This is a genomic window from Bremerella sp. JC817 (genome assembly GCF_040718835.1).
Classification (GTDB): Bacteria; Planctomycetota; Planctomycetia; order Pirellulales; family Pirellulaceae; genus Bremerella.
In genome coordinates, this window is record NZ_JBFEFG010000281.1 from 953,627 (window position 1) to 971,054 (window position 17,428).

The 17,428-nt window shown below is 56.4% G+C and carries 15 protein-coding genes; 12 read left to right on the forward strand and 3 right to left on the reverse strand.

What is annotated here, in order from left to right:
• Positions 1-42 precede the first annotated feature (42 nt).
• The 4 genes from AB1L30_RS26905 (at position 43) to AB1L30_RS26920 (ending at position 3,876) form a co-directional block, all read left to right on the forward strand.
• Complete coding sequence (locus AB1L30_RS26905; RefSeq protein ID WP_367017674.1) at positions 43-375, forward strand: co-chaperone GroES; 333 nt, start codon at positions 43-45, stop codon at positions 373-375.
• A 73-nt stretch (positions 376-448) separates the two neighbouring features.
• Positions 449-2,062, forward strand: coding sequence for a chaperonin GroEL (groL, locus tag AB1L30_RS26910; protein WP_367017676.1), 1,614 nt, complete (start codon positions 449-451; stop codon positions 2,060-2,062).
• A 132-nt stretch (positions 2,063-2,194) separates the two neighbouring features.
• On the forward strand, positions 2,195-2,629 hold the full coding sequence (locus tag AB1L30_RS26915) for a hypothetical protein (protein WP_367017677.1): 435 nt from the start codon (positions 2,195-2,197) through the stop codon (positions 2,627-2,629).
• Positions 2,630-2,859: 230 nt separating this feature from the next.
• Positions 2,860-3,876, forward strand: coding sequence for a glycoside hydrolase family 43 protein (locus AB1L30_RS26920; RefSeq protein WP_367017679.1), 1,017 nt, complete (start codon positions 2,860-2,862; stop codon positions 3,874-3,876).
• Here the strand turns inward: AB1L30_RS26920 and ppk2 are convergent.
• On the reverse strand, positions 3,865-4,779 hold the full coding sequence (ppk2, locus tag AB1L30_RS26925) for a polyphosphate kinase 2 (RefSeq protein ID WP_367017681.1): 915 nt from the start codon (positions 4,777-4,779) through the stop codon (positions 3,865-3,867). The genes AB1L30_RS26920 and ppk2 overlap by 12 nt on opposite strands.
• Positions 4,780-4,889: 110 nt before the next feature.
• The gene (locus tag AB1L30_RS26930) at positions 4,890-5,855 is read right to left on the reverse strand and encodes a LysR family transcriptional regulator (RefSeq protein ID WP_367017683.1); all 966 of its coding nucleotides are present in this window, start codon (positions 5,853-5,855) and stop codon (positions 4,890-4,892) included.
• Positions 5,856-6,239: 384 nt separating this feature from the next.
• Here AB1L30_RS26930 and AB1L30_RS26935 point away from each other — a divergent pair, with 384 nt between their 5' ends.
• Positions 6,240-7,058, forward strand: a complete 819-nt coding sequence (locus AB1L30_RS26935; RefSeq protein WP_367017685.1) for a universal stress protein — start codon at positions 6,240-6,242, stop codon at positions 7,056-7,058.
• A gap of 58 nt (positions 7,059-7,116) precedes the next feature.
• Positions 7,117-8,118, forward strand: coding sequence for a bestrophin family ion channel (locus AB1L30_RS26940; protein ID WP_367017687.1), 1,002 nt, complete (start codon positions 7,117-7,119; stop codon positions 8,116-8,118).
• Between the two features lie 16 nt (positions 8,119-8,134).
• Here the strand turns inward: AB1L30_RS26940 and AB1L30_RS26945 are convergent, their stop codons facing one another.
• Positions 8,135-11,140 carry a hypothetical protein gene (locus tag AB1L30_RS26945; protein WP_367017689.1) on the reverse strand — a complete coding sequence of 1,002 codons (3,006 nt, stop codon included), beginning with the start codon at positions 11,138-11,140 and terminating at the stop codon, positions 8,135-8,137.
• A 154-nt stretch (positions 11,141-11,294) separates the two neighbouring features.
• On the opposite strand from AB1L30_RS26945, the gene AB1L30_RS26950 reads away from it, so the two are divergent.
• The 6 genes from AB1L30_RS26950 to AB1L30_RS26975 all read left to right on the forward strand — a co-directional run bounded on the left by AB1L30_RS26950 (position 11,295) and on the right by AB1L30_RS26975 (position 17,421).
• Complete coding sequence (locus tag AB1L30_RS26950) at positions 11,295-13,055, forward strand: arylsulfatase (protein ID WP_367017691.1); 1,761 nt, start codon at positions 11,295-11,297, stop codon at positions 13,053-13,055.
• 42 nt (positions 13,056-13,097) lie between these two features.
• Entirely contained in the window at positions 13,098-14,066 is a 969-nt protein-coding gene (locus AB1L30_RS26955) for a sialate O-acetylesterase (protein ID WP_367017693.1), read from the forward strand.
• Between the two features lie 237 nt (positions 14,067-14,303).
• Complete coding sequence (locus tag AB1L30_RS26960; protein WP_345094520.1) at positions 14,304-14,537, forward strand: FeoA family protein; 234 nt, start codon at positions 14,304-14,306, stop codon at positions 14,535-14,537.
• Positions 14,537-14,761, forward strand: coding sequence for a ferrous iron transport protein A (locus tag AB1L30_RS26965; protein ID WP_345094522.1), 225 nt, complete (start codon positions 14,537-14,539; stop codon positions 14,759-14,761). The genes AB1L30_RS26960 and AB1L30_RS26965 overlap by 1 nt, the downstream gene beginning before the upstream one ends.
• Before the next feature lie 92 nt (positions 14,762-14,853).
• Entirely contained in the window at positions 14,854-17,073 is a 2,220-nt protein-coding gene (feoB, locus tag AB1L30_RS26970; RefSeq protein WP_367017695.1) for a ferrous iron transport protein B, read from the forward strand.
• Positions 17,074-17,175: 102 nt separating this feature from the next.
• On the forward strand, positions 17,176-17,421 hold the full coding sequence (locus AB1L30_RS26975; RefSeq protein ID WP_367017696.1) for a hypothetical protein: 246 nt from the start codon (positions 17,176-17,178) through the stop codon (positions 17,419-17,421).
• Positions 17,422-17,428 lie beyond the last annotated feature (7 nt).

Sequence of the window (17,428 nt, forward strand, 5' to 3'; positions counted from 1 at the left end):
GGAGACACTAAGCCCCTAAGTTTTCTGGAGGAAGGCAATAGCATGGCAACGGCTACGAAAAAGAAGGCTTCGAGCACGAAACAACGTCTGCAGCCACTGGGCGATCGCGTAGTGGTTCGCCGCGACGAACTGGAAGAAAAGACCGCTGGTGGGATCTTCCTGCCCGAGACCGCCAAGAACAAGCCATCGCGTGGCGTGGTCGTTAGCGTCGGCACCGGCCGTCTGCTGGAAGACGGCACCCGCAGCCCGCTGCAGGTCAAGGAAGGCAACAAGGTCATCTTCAGCGCTTACGCTGGTAGCGACACCTTCACCGTTGGCGACGACGAAGTCATCCTGCTCCGAGAAGACGACATCCTGGCCGTCATCGAAGGCTAAGCCGACGTCCTTCTGGACTATCTACCCGTACACACACTCAGACGAATCAAAATACCTTTAGGAGATACCATCGATGGCCAAGATCATCGCCTTTGATCAGGAAGCACGCGAAGCCATCCGTCGCGGCGTATCCAAGCTGGCGAAAGCTGTCAAAACGACCCTCGGTCCCAAGGGCCGTAACGTCATCATCCAGAAGAGCTTTGGCAGCCCGACCGTCACCAAGGACGGCGTGACCGTCGCCAAGGAAGTCGAACTGGAAGACGTCTACGAAAACATGGGCGCCCAGATGGTTCGCGAAGTTGCCAGCAAGACGAGCGACGTCGCTGGTGACGGTACCACCACCGCCACGCTGATGGCCGAAGCGATCTTCAACGAAGGTCTGAAGGCTGTTGTCTCGGGCGTTAACCCGATCCAGATGAAAGCTGGTATCGAAAAGGCTGTCGCCGCCATCACTGCCGAGCTGAACAGCATGGCGATTCCGATCAAGAAGAAAGAAGAAATGGCCAACGTTGGCGCCATCGCTTCGAACAACGATCGTGAAATCGGCGAACTGCTGGCCGACGCCATGGAAAAGGTCGGCAAGGACGGCGTCATCACCGTCGACGAAGGCAAGAGCCTGGCCACGGAAGTGGAATGGGTCGAAGGTATGCAGTTTGATCGCGGCTACCTCTCGCCTTACTTCGTCACCAACCCGACCACCATGCAGGTCGAACTGGATGACTGCTACATCCTGGTCTTCGAAAAGAAGATCAGCAACATCAAGGACCTGGTTCCAGTTCTGGAAGCCGTGGTTCAGCAGAGCAAGCCCCTGTTGATCATCGCTGAAGACGTCGACGGCGAAGCGTTGGCCACCCTGGTCATCAACCGTCTGCGTGGCACGTTCAAGTGTGCCGCCGTCAAGGCTCCTGGTTACGGCGATCGCCGCAAGGCCATGATGGAAGACATCTCCATCTTGACCGGTGGTACCGCGATCTTCGAAAGCCTGGGCATCAAGCTGGAAAACCTGGGCCTGGCCGAACTGGGTCGTGCCAAGAAGGTGATCATCGACAAAGACAACACGACGATCATCGAAGGTGCCGGCGATACCCAGAACATTAAGGATCGTATCGCTCAGATCCGTCGCGAAATCGAAAATTCGTCCAGCGATTACGACAAGGAAAAGCTGGAAGAACGTCTCGCCAAGCTGGCCGGCGGTGTCGCCAAGGTCAACGTTGGTGCCGCGACCGAAAGCGAAATGAAGGAAAAGAAGGCTCGCGTTGAAGACGCTCTGCACGCAACCCGTGCCGCTGCTGCCGAAGGCATCCTGCCAGGTGGTGGTGTTGCTCTGCTGCGTGCTTCGTCCAAGGTGAAGGGTGCTGACCTAAGCCACGACGAAGAAATCGGCTTCAACATCGTTATCCGTGCTTGCCGTGCACCGATCACCACGATCGCCACCAACGCTGGTAAAGATGGCAGCATCATCTGCGAAAAGATCCTGGATAGCAAAGGCAACCAGGGTTACAACGCACTGACCGACACCTACGAAGACCTGGTGAAGTCGGGCGTCATCGACCCAGCCAAGGTTACCAAGACCGCTCTGGCCAACGCCGCCAGTGTCGCGACCCTGCTGCTGACCAGCGATGCCCTCATCGCCGAGAAGCCAAAGGCCGACAAGAAGGGTGGCCACAGCCACGACGATATGTACTAAACCGATCTAGTACATCGATCCATGCAAAAGCCTGCCAGAGTGCTCTCTGGCAGGCTTTTTTTATTTGGGTACCGTTGGTATAAATTGTCCCCGATTTTCTTCACTTTCACACATTGCAATTGAGACCTCGCAATGGACAAATACCAACACCCATCCTTAGGAACGTTGTTTCTTGAAGACGACCAATGGCTGACCGAAGAAGGCGAAGTCACCTTCGCTGACGAGGTCATTCGCATCGTCTTCGCCCGTGGTACCGAGGAAGGCCCGTCCGATGCCTCGCTCGACGGTTTCGAGTGGATAGATGCCAACTGGAGCAAGGTCCTGACGCTGATCGAGGACCAGGCCTTCGAGTTCTATCAAAGCTACGACAACTCGGTGGAAGACTTCCCAGAGTTCGCCAAGCCTGCCGATATCTGGGGATCGGAATACCTGCTCGGACTTCGCATCTTTTCGCCGGAAGAGTTCGAGGTCACATTGCAATTCGACTGGCAAGAGGAAGACGACGAACACGAGATCACCTTCTATATCGAAGAGGGGGAATGCAGCTCTTATTCTCAGGACGGCTAGGCTCGTAGCAGACCGAATCAAAAAGCCTCTCCGCAGCGATCGGCCGAGGGGCGAATGGGTTGGCGACGCGGGATCTCATTTCGGTTGACAACCGTCCTCAAACACTCAAATTTCAACCCGTTTTTGTCGACCTTACGCCCCCATGCGCAGGAGGGAGCGACGAACTGACCTACTAAAATAAACAGCAGTGCTTTAGCTCCATTGCCTGCGTCTCGAAGGTCGTTGCATCGATGATTTCCCCTCGTAAATTCTCTTGGCGTCGTCTGAACCTGGTTCTGACATTTTCCCTGCTGCTCGGTATCACGATGAGCGATCTTGCCTCGGCCGAAGAACCTGCCCCATCCAACAATCCGATCTTCGAGGGTTGGTACGCCGATCCGGAAGGGATCATTTTTGGCGATACCTACTGGATCTATCCGACCTACTCGGCCCCGTACGACCAGCAAACGTTCTTCGATTGCTTCTCGTCGAAAGACCTGGTGCATTGGACGAAGCATTCCCGCATTCTCGACAACACCGAGATCAAGTGGGCCAAGCGAGCGATGTGGGCGCCCTCGATCATCGAGAAGGATGGCAAGTACTACTTCTTCTTTGGTGCGAACGACATCCAGAACAATCAGCAACATGGGGGCATCGGTGTCGCCGTGGCCGATCATCCCGCTGGTCCCTTCAAAGACCATTTGGGCAAGCCACTGGTCGACAAATTCCACAACGGTGCCCAGCCGATTGATCAGTTTGTTTTCAAAGATGCCGACGGCACCTACTACTTGATCTACGGTGGCTGGCGACACTGCAACATCGCGAAGCTGAACGACGATTTCACCGGCTTCAAGCCGCTACCCAACGGGCAGATCTTTCAAGAGATCACGCCGCAAGGTTACGTCGAAGGTCCGTTCATGTTCATCCGCGATGGCAAGTATTATTTCATGTGGTCAGAAGGTGGTTGGACCGGTCCCGACTACAGCGTTGCCTATGCGATTGCCGACAGCCCCTTCGGACCGTTCAAGCGAATCGACAAAGTGCTGAAGCAAGACGCTCAGGTAGCCACCGGCGCCGGGCATCACTCGGTGATTCATATTCCCGGCACGGAAGAATACTTTGCCGTATATCATCGTCGTCCGATCGGCCAAACCGATGGCAACGCGCGGGTCACCTGCATCGACGTAATGAAGTTTGACGATCAAGGCAAGATCTTGCCGATCAAGATCACGCACGAAGGTGTAGCCGCTCGCCCGTTAGTAGACTGACGGCACAAACACATCTTCCGGCAGCGACTTTCGCTGATAACCTTCGGCATGCTCACGTGGCGGCAGCGAGATCGGCTGGTTGGGCACTTCCGCGTAGGGAATCTGCTGCAAGAAATGATGAATACAGTTGAGGCGAGCACGCTTCTTGTCGTCCGCCTCGACGACCCACCACGGTGCCTCTGGGATGTTCGTCCGGGCAAACATTTCTTCTTTGGCCCGCGTGTACTGCTCCCAGCGTCGACGCGACTCGAGATCCATCGGGCTTAGTTTCCACTGCTTGAGAGGATCGTCGATCCGGCACTGGAAGCGAAATTGTTGTTCGTGATCGCTGATCGAAAACCAATACTTGATCAGGTACATGCCAGAGTTCACCAGCATCCGTTCCAGTTCCGGGACCGTTTGAAAGAACTCTTGCAACTGCTGTTCGTTGCAAAAGCCCATCACGCGTTCGACACCGGCGCGGTTGTACCAACTGCGATCGAAGAGCACGATCTCGCCACCGGCCGGAAGATGCCTGATGTAACGCTGGAAATACCACTGGGTCTTCTCACGCTGATTCGGAGCAGGCAACGCCACCACGCGGCAGACTCGCGGGTTGAGGCGTTGGGTAATGCGTTTAATCGCACCTCCTTTGCCCGCCGCGTCGCGTCCCTCAAAAAACACCGCCACCTTGGCTTTCGTTTCAACAACCCAGCTCTGCAGCTTGATCAACTCGCGTTGCAGTCGCAGCAGTTCTCGAAAGTAAACGCGTCGAGGCAAGCGACCATCCTCGCTGATCGCTTCGCGAGGTGTGGCCCGTTCCATCAGGGCATCTTCTAACTCGGCTTCAAATTCTTCGTCAAGAGAATCGAGAATTTCGTCGTGCAGACGTTGTTGTTCCAACTCGTGGTCCGAATCGGTCATGATCGCAGGTCTCGGCGGCAGAGGTTTTCATCCAAAGGGCAGCTCCCAGGAGTTTAACAAACCGGACGGAAGATCGCCGTTAAGATTTTGAGAACCGGGCCGCTCATCGCCTATTTTGCTGCGTCCTGCATGCTGCTGATGCCTGATAAATTCGTTCCGTTCCGCATGTCGAACAAAATCTTTGGAGCTTCTTCCGAGATCGCCATCACCACCGGATGCACCAGCTTTCGCTGCGCCGTGATGGCAAAGAAGTGACTGCGAACATCTTCCAGCGTTCCGACCAGTTCGACGTTGTATTGACGTCGAACGCGATCGAGAACCGCCGCTGGCGTTGGAAACACCCCTGCCCCACCGCTGCCAAATTCATTGAGCATGGCGCTGTCGTCGAACTGAGCGACGACACGCGGCGAGATCGCGTTCTCGTCAAACCATTGATTCAAATGGCATCGCAATTGAGTGTGGGGCGAAGGCAGCAAAAGCGGCGCTTGCTTCAACGAATTGGGGAAGTCGCCCCGCAGCTGTTCGGCGAGCGACTCGACGGCACAGAAGGCGATTGGACTATCACCCAGTGGATGATTGAAGCTTCGCGACTTCCGTTCCGATGCGATCGGCCGGTCCGAGATGATCACATCGTGCTTGTGCCGAACCAGGTCCGCGACCAACTGTTCCATCGGCGCTTCGTGATATTCAATCTGCACCTGCGTTGGAAACCGCAAGACGACTTCCAGCAAGCGATAGGTGATCAGCTTCGGAACGTACATCGGCACGCCCACACTCAGCCTCAATGCTCGCTCGGTCGGCAAGCCCCGCAAGCTGCCGAGCATTTCTCGTCCGGCGGAGAAGATCTCGTCGGCGTACTCGAAAACAGTTCGTCCTACTTCGGTCAGTTGCAGGTCGCGACCACTGCGATCGAACAGTTCGTGCCCTAAAGTTTTTTCGAGCTTGCGAATCTGCGAACTGACCGTTGGCTGCGAGAGATGCAAGTGATCGCATGCCGCCGTAATGCTTCCTTGCCGAACGGCACTCCAAAAGTAAAAGAGGTGCAAAAAGTTGAGGTCCTGCAGTCGTTCAATCATCTGGCCGCTTCGTCCATGGAATCGTGTTGGCCGGGGGTTTTCGGCCGGGGGACTCTTAAGGTGGGGTGGTCCGGGAAATTGCTGCTTTATTTTAACGGTACAGTCCACCCCCGACCTTACGGCAAAGGTGGCCCCAAGGGCAGTTTTCGACAGATTTGAAGCCATTGGCCATTGCAGTCATAGAATTTTTGCATGGCTCACAAAGACAGACACACGACATAGAAAATTTGAATGTTCGCCTACGAAAGAATGACTGTGATCTTCCCTTAGGCATTCGCGTATAAACAACAAGCCGCCGCGGGCACCAGGGTGGCACCCAACCAAGCTCTGTTCCGAATCGTTTGAGAATGGATCGCTTTTCTAACTTGCAGGAGTAGCAACCGGATGCTCAAAAGCGTACTGCTTCACTTGAGCGGATCGTTTGGCTGCGATCGCGTCATCGAGCTTGGTGCCAGAATTGCCCAGTGCAATGGTGCCCGGCTGCGTGGCCTTTCGGTGCTCGACACCAGCTCGTTGCAGTCCGCGGGGCAGTCCGTTTCGGCAGCGCACGCCATCTCCGACTTTGGTCGGTTGGCCCATGCCGAACGTGGCCAGGCATACTCCCACGAACAGCTCAGCGAAATCGCCGAGAAGTTGGAGGTACCGTTCGATTCGATCGGCATTGCAGGAAACGCGATCGAAAGTCTTGTTCGTGAAGCACAGTTTCACGACCTCCTGGTAACCGCGGCCCCCGCTCAAGACAATCGCTCCCCGGTCGATATGCCCGCATGGCAACTGATCGACCTGGTGGTGAAAGGTCGCCAACCAACGTATATCTCGCGAGGAATGAACACGCAGCCGAGAAGGGTCCTGTTGCCGTACGACGGCACCGAGGCGGCGGCTCGTGCCATCCGCAGTTTCTTAATCCATGACCCGCTCCAAGATTCGCAGTGTCGACTGCTTGGTGTCGGCCTGGCCGCTCACGAGCGTTCCAAGTCGCTGCAAGCGATGCGTGAGTATTGCGAGGCAAGGCGACCCGACTTGGAAGTCGGTTGTTTGCCCGGTTCGGTCCGACGCGTTTTAATTCCTTACGCATCGAAGTGGGGAGCCGACGTCATTGCCCTGGGCGTACCACGGACGTATGGCCTATGGACCAGGTTCCTGGGGCAGTTATCGCTGGACGTACTGAATCGGACCCACTTGGACTTGTTCCTGGTGGGCTAATAACCACTTAAGTTCCCGCCCGCTGGGTCACTTAGAAAGCCTGATAAATAGTAGACGTATGATTCGAGATGGATTCTGGACCGAAGTATTCAAGCTACAGGGATCGGTAACGCCTTACATCGCAGGCCGCTTGATTGCGTTCACGTTGTTTGGAGGATGTGCCTATTTCTTCTTCGACATCTTTAAAATTCATAACGGCCTGGCAACGGCTCACTATGAATACATCGGGGCCGTGTTAGCCTTGCTGCTGGTGATGCGAACCAACGCCGGTTACGACCGCTGGTATGAAGCCCGCAAATTGTGGGGAGGCATCGTCAACCAATCGCGAAATCTCGCCCAGATTGGCTTGATCTATGGCCCACAAAATCGGGAGTGGCGCGAAGCTTATGCTCGTTGGGTCGCTGCCTTTTCGCGTTCGTGCTGCCACAGCCTACGCGACGAAAAGAAATACGACGAAATCGCTCAACTGGCCGAGACAGTTGGTGTCGAAGAAACGCGTCGCTTGAGCGATGCCAATCACATGCCCATGTACGTGGTTCGTCGTGTCGGCGAACTGCTGAAAGAAGCAGTCGAAAAGGGTGATCTCGACCGTTTCTATTTTCTTCAAGCCGAAGCGGAACGGGCTCGCTTGATCGACCACCTCGGCGGGTGCGAGCGAATCTTGAAGACTCCACTAGCCGCGGCCTTCTCGATCAAGATTCGCCGCTTCCTGTTCCTCTACCTGCTGTTCTTGCCGATCGCGATCGTCGATGCTGCGGGGATGCTCACACCACTGATTGTGTTCCTGGTGGCTTATCCACTGCTGGCCCTCGATCAGATTGGTGTCGAACTGGAAAACCCCTTCTCGAAGTTGCGGTTGAACCATCTTCCGCTAGACGAGATCTCGGACAACATCCGCGACAACGTGTTGGCTTCCCTCGAAGATCTCGCACCACTGGTGCCTTACGCCAGGTCGCCGGCGATTCGGCCCTACAACGAAAAGCCTCGTCCAGCTGCGATTTCATCGATGGAAGATTACTCACCGATTCCCATAATACCTCGGCCAGCTTTGGAGAGCTAAACAAACGCGGCACAGACTACGGCCGCTCGAATAGCAGCAAGACCGGCTCCGGGGAGACACTGATCAATGCCGAAGATCTGTCGAACCGGAGCTGGTTGTGCTGGCCATCGATTCGAATCGAATCAATCGCTGTGTTCGGAGGGACGGAGACTTCTGCGGTCTTCGTCCCTTCGTCATTCCAGAGCACCATCAGGCAACGCTTCTGCTCGTCTTCAAACAGAAACTCCTGCGTTCCGTCGGGGTGCTGCTTCTCCGAGACGAACTTCTTCGCCGCCAGGCTATTGATCATGTGGTAATAGGTGATCGCGTCGAGGCGAGGATTGTAGTTATTGAACTTGCAATCAAACACGCAGTGCGCGTCGCCGAACTGCCCGCGAGCGTTCCCTTTCTTGTCGGGATACATGATCGTGAACCAACTGACGGTCTCGCCCCCTTCGGCAAAGAAGACCGTGCACTTCTTGATCAGTTCGATCGACACCGATAGCCGAGCTTGCCCTTGGCTGTTCAGGCCCAGCTCGGTCGAGTGAATCGGTTTCACGGCATCGTACTTCTGCATCAGCTCGCGATATTCATGCATCGTCCGCCGGACTTTGGTGTAGTGCTCGTAGATGTGGAAGTCGTACGAATCGAGGTAGTTCTGGTACCCGGCTCGAAAGTACTCGTCGTTCGGCTCGACCGAAGTTCCGATCACATGGATTTTCGGGTCGAACGCTTTGACTGCTTCGTACACTGTTTTGTAGGCCCGAACGTTATCGAGCACGACTTGTCCTTTGCCGTGTGGCTCGTTCCCCATGGCAATCATCGCGAGCCCTTCATCCGCATACGCCTCCAGGAAGTTGGTCATCCCTTCCCTGAGGGACTCTTCGCTGACCGTCTTGAAACCTTCGCGTTCCACCGACGAAGCTGGCGTGCCGGTGATCCACTTCGCGTTCAGCTTCTGCACCGTTTCCAGTCCCGGTAGATGAGGCTTGTAAGGGGGCTTCTGCGACCAGCCTCCCCATACACCCATCATGCGCAGCCCCAGCCGATCGGCGAGATAGAAGTAATCGTTGACGCGGCTATCCCAGTTGCGGATTGTGAAGGGAATCTCTTCCGGCGCGTACTGTTTGCTGATTGCTTCCGGCAAGATTGCGAAGCCTGACAACTCGGTGACCGGGTTGCCTTCTCCCTGTGGCACGGAAACATGCAACTCGTAGAATTGCCCCACATTCAATGGGCTCGCATCGAGTTGGACGGCCGCCTGAAACTCGCGTTGGTTGGCACCAGGCACTTCGACCAGCGGGACTTCTTCAAGCGTCAGTACCACCTCACCGCGATAGTCGCGAACTTCCAGTCCCAGCCGACGATCGGCCTGCGGCAACGGTTTGTTGGTCGGAACCTTCACCTCGAAGGCAACCGCGTCGCCGGGATAGAACAAATTGCCAATCGCTTCGGAAGCAATCCGGATACTTTCGACCACTGATGAGGATGGCTGCACCACGAGCCGGGCCGCCGAAAGGTCGTCGACCTGAAACGTTCCGTAGGTCTTGTTCAACTGTACATGCCACTGGGCGGCGGAAGCCTCGGCCGGCAGCTTCACGAGTTGCCGCTTGGTACTCCATCCCTGGTTTCCGAAACCAATGCCCAGCGGCAACGTTTCCAGTAGCTCCCCTCCGCGATTGAAGACCTGAAGTTCCACGGCCCCATGGAACGAGTTGTCCGGCGAATGCAATTTCGATTGAACCCGATAAGCCAGCTCCCACGAACCAGGTCGCACTGGAAACTTCGCACTCGTCGCGGAAGTGGATGACTGAATTGTTTCGAGCGTTCGCGTCAGCGTCAGTTGATCTTTTTGCGAGACATCCCCTTCGATCTGCCAAGGCTGCGTAGCATTGCCATCGAAGGCTTCACGCCAGGCCTGGCCCGAGACCTCTCCTTCGACCGTTGCTTGCATCTGGATGTTGGCGAGATCGAGCCGCATCGGTTCGCTGGCCGAGCGCGGGTTGAGCATGATCTCGACCAGTTGCACGCCTCCGTGCCAGCGACCATCTTTCGCCCCGCCCCAGTGTTCGCCCCCGGCGATCTTCTGAGGATCGATCGAAAGCGACTGCCACTGGCCATCCGCTTTCATGGCGATGCCATGTCGCTGATGCGTTTGGTTTGTGCTGTCCACGAGACGGATCGAAAACTGCTTGACCTTGTCAGATCGAACCCACAGGTCGATCGATTCCGTTTGCTTGACGTCGATCTCGGGAAATCTTTTTCGCACACCAACGTACCGGCCTCCCTCGGTGAAGTCGACTTCCAGTCGCAAGGCTGACTCGCTTTCGCGACGACCTTCGATCACGCTTAAGCTGCCGGCGGCACCAGGGAACTCGGAACCAGGGTTGTATTGCCAGCCTCCGTTCTCGCCAGCGGTGAAATCGGAAAGCGGGATCGTCGTGGCAACATCGACTTTCGGCGGAGGCTCTGTCGCGCGCACGTTGCGGATCGCGATGCTTCCCTCGCTCATCGCTTCTTTGCCAGCGAGGATCACGAACAGCTTCGCCGGTTGATGCCATCGTCCGTCGTTCGCGCCGCTCCACTTCTCGTAGCGAGTGACGATATCCATCGGCGTGCCAGCCTCGAGCGAGGCAAAGTACCGAGCGACCGGAAACACATACGTTTGCCAGCCACCTTTGTCGTTTAAGCGAATGTTCAATTGATGACACTGCCCGGTCCCGTCGATCAGCCGGGAGGTCACATTGTCCACGCCACTGGGGACTTTGATGTCGAACGAGATCGATTCCAGCGGAATCTCAGCCAGACGCCGGGCCGCCTGAACGTACATCCCGCCTTGCGAGAAGTCGCCATGCAAAACGAGCGTGGGGGCGTCTTCTGTCTGTAGTTCCAGCTTGCCAACCGCACCGGGAAATTCTTTCCCATTGTCGAAGGTCCAGCCCCCCAGCGGTTTCGCCGAATCGATCAGAGGAAGCGGCTGCTGAGCGGTTGCCGTCGTGGCCGCGGCGAGAACCATCAAGATGACAGGAAGCGAACGAATCATGGCGTATGGCAATCAGTTGAGGGCGAACGGAAGAATATCGGCCACTGGCCGATTTTCGAGGCGGAATGGTTTGACCCTGCCCACTTGCGCGAAGACAATAGCGAACGTTCGATGCCCTGCCCACCTATGCCCTGCCTTGCCCGAAGGTTACATCATGCTCCGACTTTTTCCCATCGCTCTGCTCGCGATCTTCCCTTGCCTGCTCTCTCCGGCGACCGCCGCCGAGAAGCAGCTTCCCAACATCGTGATGATTCTGACCGACGATCAGGGATGGGGCGATCTTAGCATTCAAGGGAACACCAACCTTTCGACTCCGAACATCGATCAACTGGCGAAAGAAGGTGCCCGCTTCGACTGGTTCTATGTCTGCCATCTGTGTGCTCCGACGCGAGCCGAAATGCTGACCGGTCGATTCTATGCTCGCACCGGCGTCCGGGGCGTTTCGACTGGCCAGGAACGTTTGAACCTCGACGAGAAGACACTCGCTCAATACCTCAAGGAAGCAGGCTATGCGACCGCTGCGTTTGGCAAGTGGCACAACGGGATGCAGTTCCCTTACCATCCCAATGCTCGCGGTTTCGACGAGTACTACGGCTTTTGCTCCGGTCACTGGGGGCACTACTTCAGCCCGGAACTCGACCACAACAACACGCTGGTTCGTGGCGATGGCTATGTGACCGACGACTTCACGAACAAGGCGATGCAGTTCATCGAGAAGAACAAAGACAACCCGTTCTTCTGCTATGTCCCATATTGCACGCCTCACTCGCCGATGCAGGTTCCGGATCAGTTTTACGACAAGTTCGCCGACGCCGATCCAGCGATGAAGAATCGTGATCCAGAAAAAGAAGAGCTCGGCATGACACGCGCAGCCTTGGCGATGTGCGAAAACATCGACTGGAACGTCGGCAGAATTTTGAAGAAGCTCGACGAATTGAACCTGGCGGAAAACACGATCGTCATTTACTTCAGCGACAATGGCCCCAACAGCTTCCGCTGGAACGGGGACATGAAGGGACGTAAAGGTTCGATCGACGAAGGGGGTACCCGCGTGCCATGCTTCGTACGATGGCCAGCTCAGATCAAACCGAATACCCGCATTGGCAAAACGGCCGGTGCGGTCGACCTGTTGCCGACGCTGCTCGATTGTGCCGGGATCGAAGTGGAATACGCCAAGCCGATCGACGGTCGCAGCGTGAAGCCACTTTTGACCGGCAACTGGGAACGCTGGCAAGATCGTCCGATCATCGCCGTTCGCAACAAAGAGATCAGCGTCCGCACCCAGACCAGTCGCCTCGACGCGCAGGGGCATCTCTACAACATCTTAAACGACGTCGGCCAGCGCGAAGATATTTCTGGCACCAATCCAACCATGGTCAAACGGATGCAGGCCGTTGCCGACAAATTCCGAGGCGAGGTACAAGAGACGTACTTCGCGAAAGATGACCGTCCTTTCACCGTCGGCTACACCAACAATACACCCCTTCCAGCCCGCGATGGCAACGGTCACGGCGGGATTGAGCGTTCGGCTCGTGCTCCGAATTGTTCGTACTTCACCAACTGGAAGACTACCGATGGCCGTGTGACGTGGGATGTCGAAGTGGGCGAACCAGGCGAGTACGAAGCGGTCGTCTATTACACCTGCCCCAAGGAAAACGTCGGAGTCGAAATCCAGGCCGAACTGCTCGGCCAGAAGACTTCGGCAACCGTGACCGAAGTTCATGATCCTGAAAGCTATGGCCCAGAACAGGATCGCTTTGATCGCGGCAGTGAGTCGCCAGTGAAAGATTTCAAACCACTTTCGCTCGGCACGTTGAAGCTAGAAAAAGGGCGTGGCACACTTACCCTGTCTGCCTTGAAGATTCCAGGCGAAGGTGCGATCGAAGTCCGATCCGTGTGGCTCAATCGCAAATAGTCTTCGTCCCATCCAACTTCCTCTTCGAAGAGAAACTAAGTCATGAAATGGTTTTCGGCTCTGCTGCTTGGCATCTGTTTTTTGACGGGGATCGAGGCAATCGATGCCGCGCCGGTGAAGGTCTTTGTCCTGTGCGGTCAATCGAACATGGAAGGGAAAGGGGCGATCAAGCACCTGGAGCAGTTGCTGGCCGATCCCAATACGGCGGAAGCGTATAAGCATCTGCGTGATGAAAACGGCTGGGTCGAACGAGACGATGTCTGGATCAAGTACAACGACGATCGCGGGCAAGGCAAGCTCGCCCCTGGGTTCGCCACACCGACCAATCGCTTTGGTCCGGAACTTGGTTTCGGCAACGTTGTGGGCGACGCGTTCGACGAGAAAGTCCTGATCATCAAGTGTGCCTGGGGTGGCCGAGCTTTGGCGGTCGAGTTCCGTCCGCCAAGCTCTGGCGTGGGGAACTACACCCGGCGTAATCGCGAAACGAAAGAAATGGAACCGCTGCCCAAGGAAGACTACGGCGTCGCCTATCGCGATACGATCCGCATCGTGAATGAAACTTTGGCCAACATCGATCAAGTTGTCCCGGACTACGACAAGTCGCAAGGGTACGAACTGTCGGGTTTCGTTTTCTTTCAAGGCTTCAACGACATCATCGATCAAAAGAAAACCGACGAGTATGGCGCGAACCTGGCCAACCTGGTGCGCGACGTTCGCAAAGACTTGAACGCACCGAACTTGCCGTTCGTGATTGGTGAACTCGGCCAGCAGGGTGTCGAGCCAGAAAAACGCTACGCGGAAAAGCACTTCGCGTTTCGCAAATCGCAGGAAGATGTCTCGAAGCTGCCAGAGTTTGCCGGGACGGTTCGCTACGTGAAGACCAGCCCCTACGTGATAAGCGACGGCGAGTCGTTCGACGGTGGGTATCACTATTACGGCCGAGCCGACAGCTTCTATAACTTCGGCAAAGCCTTTGGCGAAGCGATGGTCGACATGACCAAGAAGCAGTAGTCCGCTGTCAGGCGAATGTAAAAACGAAAGGCGTTCCGCGACGATTTGCCACAAATGTGCTTGGCAATCGGCGGAACGCAGCAGGCCGAACGATCTGTCACAGTCGCTACCCTCCCCCAAAATTGGCCGCGAGTACCGCTGCCGATTGGCTTCTCGTAACCGGCAACACCTTGCCACTGCCGCCTGCCTCAGCTAAGATTTCTCTACTGAGAATTACTCTCAATTAGCAGGCAACATATGCTTCCCGAAATTCCTCTCAGCATGGTTCAAAGCGGCGCAGTCGTCCGCATTTCGCAGATCGTCGGCGGATGCGACGACGTCAAGCGAATGGCTGAACTTGGACTGCAGAGTGGAACCGAAGTCGAAATGCTTCAGAGTGGTAGTCCCTGCATCCTTCGCGTAGGGCAGTCGAAGCTTTGTTTTCGACAGTCGGACATCCTCAACATTCTGGTGAATACGGACGAGACGTAATGTCGAAGCTGTCGCAACTTGCGGTGGGTCAGGAAGGGGTGGTCGCTTCGATCGACGCCTCGAATATCGCCGCCGTGCGATTGATGGAAATGGGCATGACCCCTGGCTGCCCGGTCAAGATGATCGGCTCGGCCCCATTCGGAGATCCGTTGGAGGTGGAGATTCGCGGTTACCACCTCAGCCTGCGTCGTACCGAAGCCGACCTCGTGGAACTCGAGAGTTAGTTATTGGTATGCCCTCTGCCGTTGGCGTTTGAGTTGACTTCGATACGCCCTGATCCCGCATTCCCAAGCCGCCAACCCCCAACCTAAACCGCATGTCTGTCGACGCTCCTGCCCAAACTCTTACCGTAGCCCTGGTCGGAAATCCCAATACCGGCAAATCGACCCTGTTCAACGGCTTGTCAGGCATTCGTCAGAAGACCGGCAACTATCCGGGCGTGACGGTCGAAAAGAAGCACGGCACGTTCAATCACCATAGGCAGAAGGTCAACCTGATCGACTTGCCCGGCACGTATAGCCTGGCACCACGCTCGCCCGACGAGATGGTTACCGTCGACGTGCTGCTGGGTCGCCAGGCCAACGAAATCAAACCGAACGCCGTGCTGGTGATTGTCGACGCCAGTAACCTGGAACGAAACCTCTACATCGTCAGCCAAGTGAAAGAGCTCGGCCTGCCGACCATCGTCGCGCTGAACATGGGGGACATCGCGGCCGATCGTGGGATCACCGTCGACGCCGCCAAGCTGCAGGAGCGTCTGGGACTTCCAGTGGTCGTCACCCAGGCCAATCGCCGCGGCGGACTGGAACAGCTTCGCGAAACGATTATCTCGCTCCTTGAAAAACCGGCGACTGCCGCGGACAGCCCTTTCCCAGCCGAGTTCCGCGAGAAAGTCGATCAGTTGCACGCGCAGCTGGGCAAAGTCTCGCCCGACACGCCTCGCTACCTGGCCGAGCGTCTGCTGCTCGATACAACCGGCTACCTCGAAAAAGAAATGCTCGGGGGTGGGCAAGATCTGCACAACTGGATTGTCGAAGCCCGGCAGTCGCTGGCCCAACATGGCCAGCCGATCCCGGCGATCGAAGCGATCTCTCGCTATAAGTGGGTTCAACAAGTTCTCGAAGGTGTCGTCACCCGCGAGGCCAATCGCCGCGTCACGCTGTCCGACCGCATCGATAAGGTGCTCACCAATCGCATTGCCGGAACGGTGTTCTTCGTCGTGATCATGACGTTGATGTTCCAGGCCGTCTTTTCGGACCTGGTGGCCGGGAACTTGATGGATGGCATCGAATGGATCTTTGAGCAAGTCGCTGGCGTGGTCGATGCCAATCTGGCCGATGGAGCCTTGAAGTCGCTTTTGATCGACGGTGTGATCGCCGGGGTCGGCGGCGTGTTGGTGTTTCTCCCTCAGATCTGCATCTTGTTCTTCTTCATCGCGATCCTGGAAGACTGCGGTTACCTTGCTCGGGCCGCCTACCTGATGGACCGCTTGTTCAGCAAGATTGGCCTGAGCGGCAAGTCGTTCATTCCGCTACTGTCGTCGTTTGCATGTGCCATCCCGGGCATCATGGCGGCTCGCGTGATCGAAAATCGTCGCGATCGTTTGATCACGATTCTGGTCGCTCCGCTGATGAGCTGTAGTGCCCGTATGCCGGTTTACATTCTGTTGACGGCAGCGTTCATTCCTGATGAATCGTACCTGTTCGGTTTGATCAGTCTGCAAACGCTAGTGATGCTCAGCATGTACATCCTCGGAATCCTGGCGGCCGTCGGTGTCGCATTCACCTTGCGAAAAACGATTCTGCCGGGCGAAACACCTCCATTCGTGATGGAACTGCCCAGCTACAAGTTTCCGTCGATCTCAGGAGTCCTTAGCGTGATGGTCGAGAAGGCTTGGGCATTCGTTCGCCGAGCAGGCACGCTGATCTTCGCGATGACCGTGATCGTGTGGGCGTTGTCGTACTTCCCTCGTGACGAGAAAGCCGCCGTGGCTCCGTTCGCGGATGAAGTGGTGCAATTGAACGCCGACCTCGAAACGGCCAACGAAAAAGAGGCGATCGCCATCGAAGAACGTCTCAGCGAAATCCAGAACGAAGTCGACGGCGAACTGCTGCGTCACAGCTTCCTGGGGATGGCCGGTCACTGGATCGAACCCGCCGTCCGGCCACTGGGTTGGGACTGGCGAATTGGCAGCGCGGCGATTGCTTCGTTCCCGGCTCGCGAAGTGATCATCAGCACGATGGGTGTGCTTTACAATCTGGGTGGCGACGAAGACGAAGAGTCCCAGCCGCTGCGAGAAACGATCAAATCGGCGAAGTGGGCCGACACCGAAGAGAACGTGTTCAACATTCCGGTCGCCTTGTCGATCATGGTGTTCTTCGCACTGTGTGCCCAGTGTGCCGCCACACTGGCCGTGATCAAGCGAGAAACCAACAGTTGGCGATGGCCGATTTTCACCTTCGTTTACATGACGGTACTGGCTTACGTTGGTGCATTGGTCACCTACCAGGTATCGGCCCTGTTTCTACTGAACTAGCTCCCTTTCCACCTCCGATAAAATAGGATGGCAATCGGCCGGACGCCACTGGTTTGACTTCCAAGCCAGCCCTGCAACGATTCCATCAAGGAGTTCCCCCACATGTGGCAAAACGGGATAGTACTGTTGATCGTTGCTTCCGCCGTGCTTTACGTCGGCTGGAATATCTATCGCGGAATCGTTAGCGCCGCCGGCTCTTGCAGCAGGGGTGGCGGCGGGTGTGGTGGCTGCGGTTGCAAGTCGACTGCTGGCGGGGGGAATCTGGTTCAGCTTGGCTCCGATCTTGCCAGTCCCGAGTCGGCAACTTCCCCAGAAGATGCATCTGCGGTAAGCTCGGAGCGGATTTAAGCCGAGA

Bases quoted from the DNA above. Each gene is read 5' to 3' on its own strand.
- AB1L30_RS26905 (WP_367017674.1), top strand. From the start codon at position 43: ATGGCAACGGCTACGAAAAAGAAGGCTTCGAGCACGAAACAACGTCTG.
- groL (WP_367017676.1), top strand. From the start codon at position 449: ATGGCCAAGATCATCGCCTTTGATCAGGAAGCACGCGAAGCCATCCGT.
- AB1L30_RS26915 (WP_367017677.1), top strand. From the start codon at position 2,195: ATGGACAAATACCAACACCCATCCTTAGGAACGTTGTTTCTTGAAGAC.
- AB1L30_RS26920 (WP_367017679.1), top strand. From the start codon at position 2,860: ATGATTTCCCCTCGTAAATTCTCTTGGCGTCGTCTGAACCTGGTTCTG.
- ppk2 (WP_367017681.1), bottom strand. From the start codon at position 4,779: ATGACCGATTCGGACCACGAGTTGGAACAACAACGTCTGCACGACGAA.
- AB1L30_RS26930 (WP_367017683.1), bottom strand. From the start codon at position 5,855: ATGATTGAACGACTGCAGGACCTCAACTTTTTGCACCTCTTTTACTTT.
- AB1L30_RS26935 (WP_367017685.1), top strand. From the start codon at position 6,240: ATGCTCAAAAGCGTACTGCTTCACTTGAGCGGATCGTTTGGCTGCGAT.
- AB1L30_RS26940 (WP_367017687.1), top strand. From the start codon at position 7,117: ATGATTCGAGATGGATTCTGGACCGAAGTATTCAAGCTACAGGGATCG.
- AB1L30_RS26945 (WP_367017689.1), bottom strand. From the start codon at position 11,140: ATGATTCGTTCGCTTCCTGTCATCTTGATGGTTCTCGCCGCGGCCACG.
- AB1L30_RS26950 (WP_367017691.1), top strand. From the start codon at position 11,295: ATGCTCCGACTTTTTCCCATCGCTCTGCTCGCGATCTTCCCTTGCCTG.
- AB1L30_RS26955 (WP_367017693.1), top strand. From the start codon at position 13,098: ATGAAATGGTTTTCGGCTCTGCTGCTTGGCATCTGTTTTTTGACGGGG.
- AB1L30_RS26960 (WP_345094520.1), top strand. From the start codon at position 14,304: ATGCTTCCCGAAATTCCTCTCAGCATGGTTCAAAGCGGCGCAGTCGTC.
- AB1L30_RS26965 (WP_345094522.1), top strand. From the start codon at position 14,537: ATGTCGAAGCTGTCGCAACTTGCGGTGGGTCAGGAAGGGGTGGTCGCT.
- feoB (WP_367017695.1), top strand. From the start codon at position 14,854: ATGTCTGTCGACGCTCCTGCCCAAACTCTTACCGTAGCCCTGGTCGGA.
- AB1L30_RS26975 (WP_367017696.1), top strand. From the start codon at position 17,176: ATGTGGCAAAACGGGATAGTACTGTTGATCGTTGCTTCCGCCGTGCTT.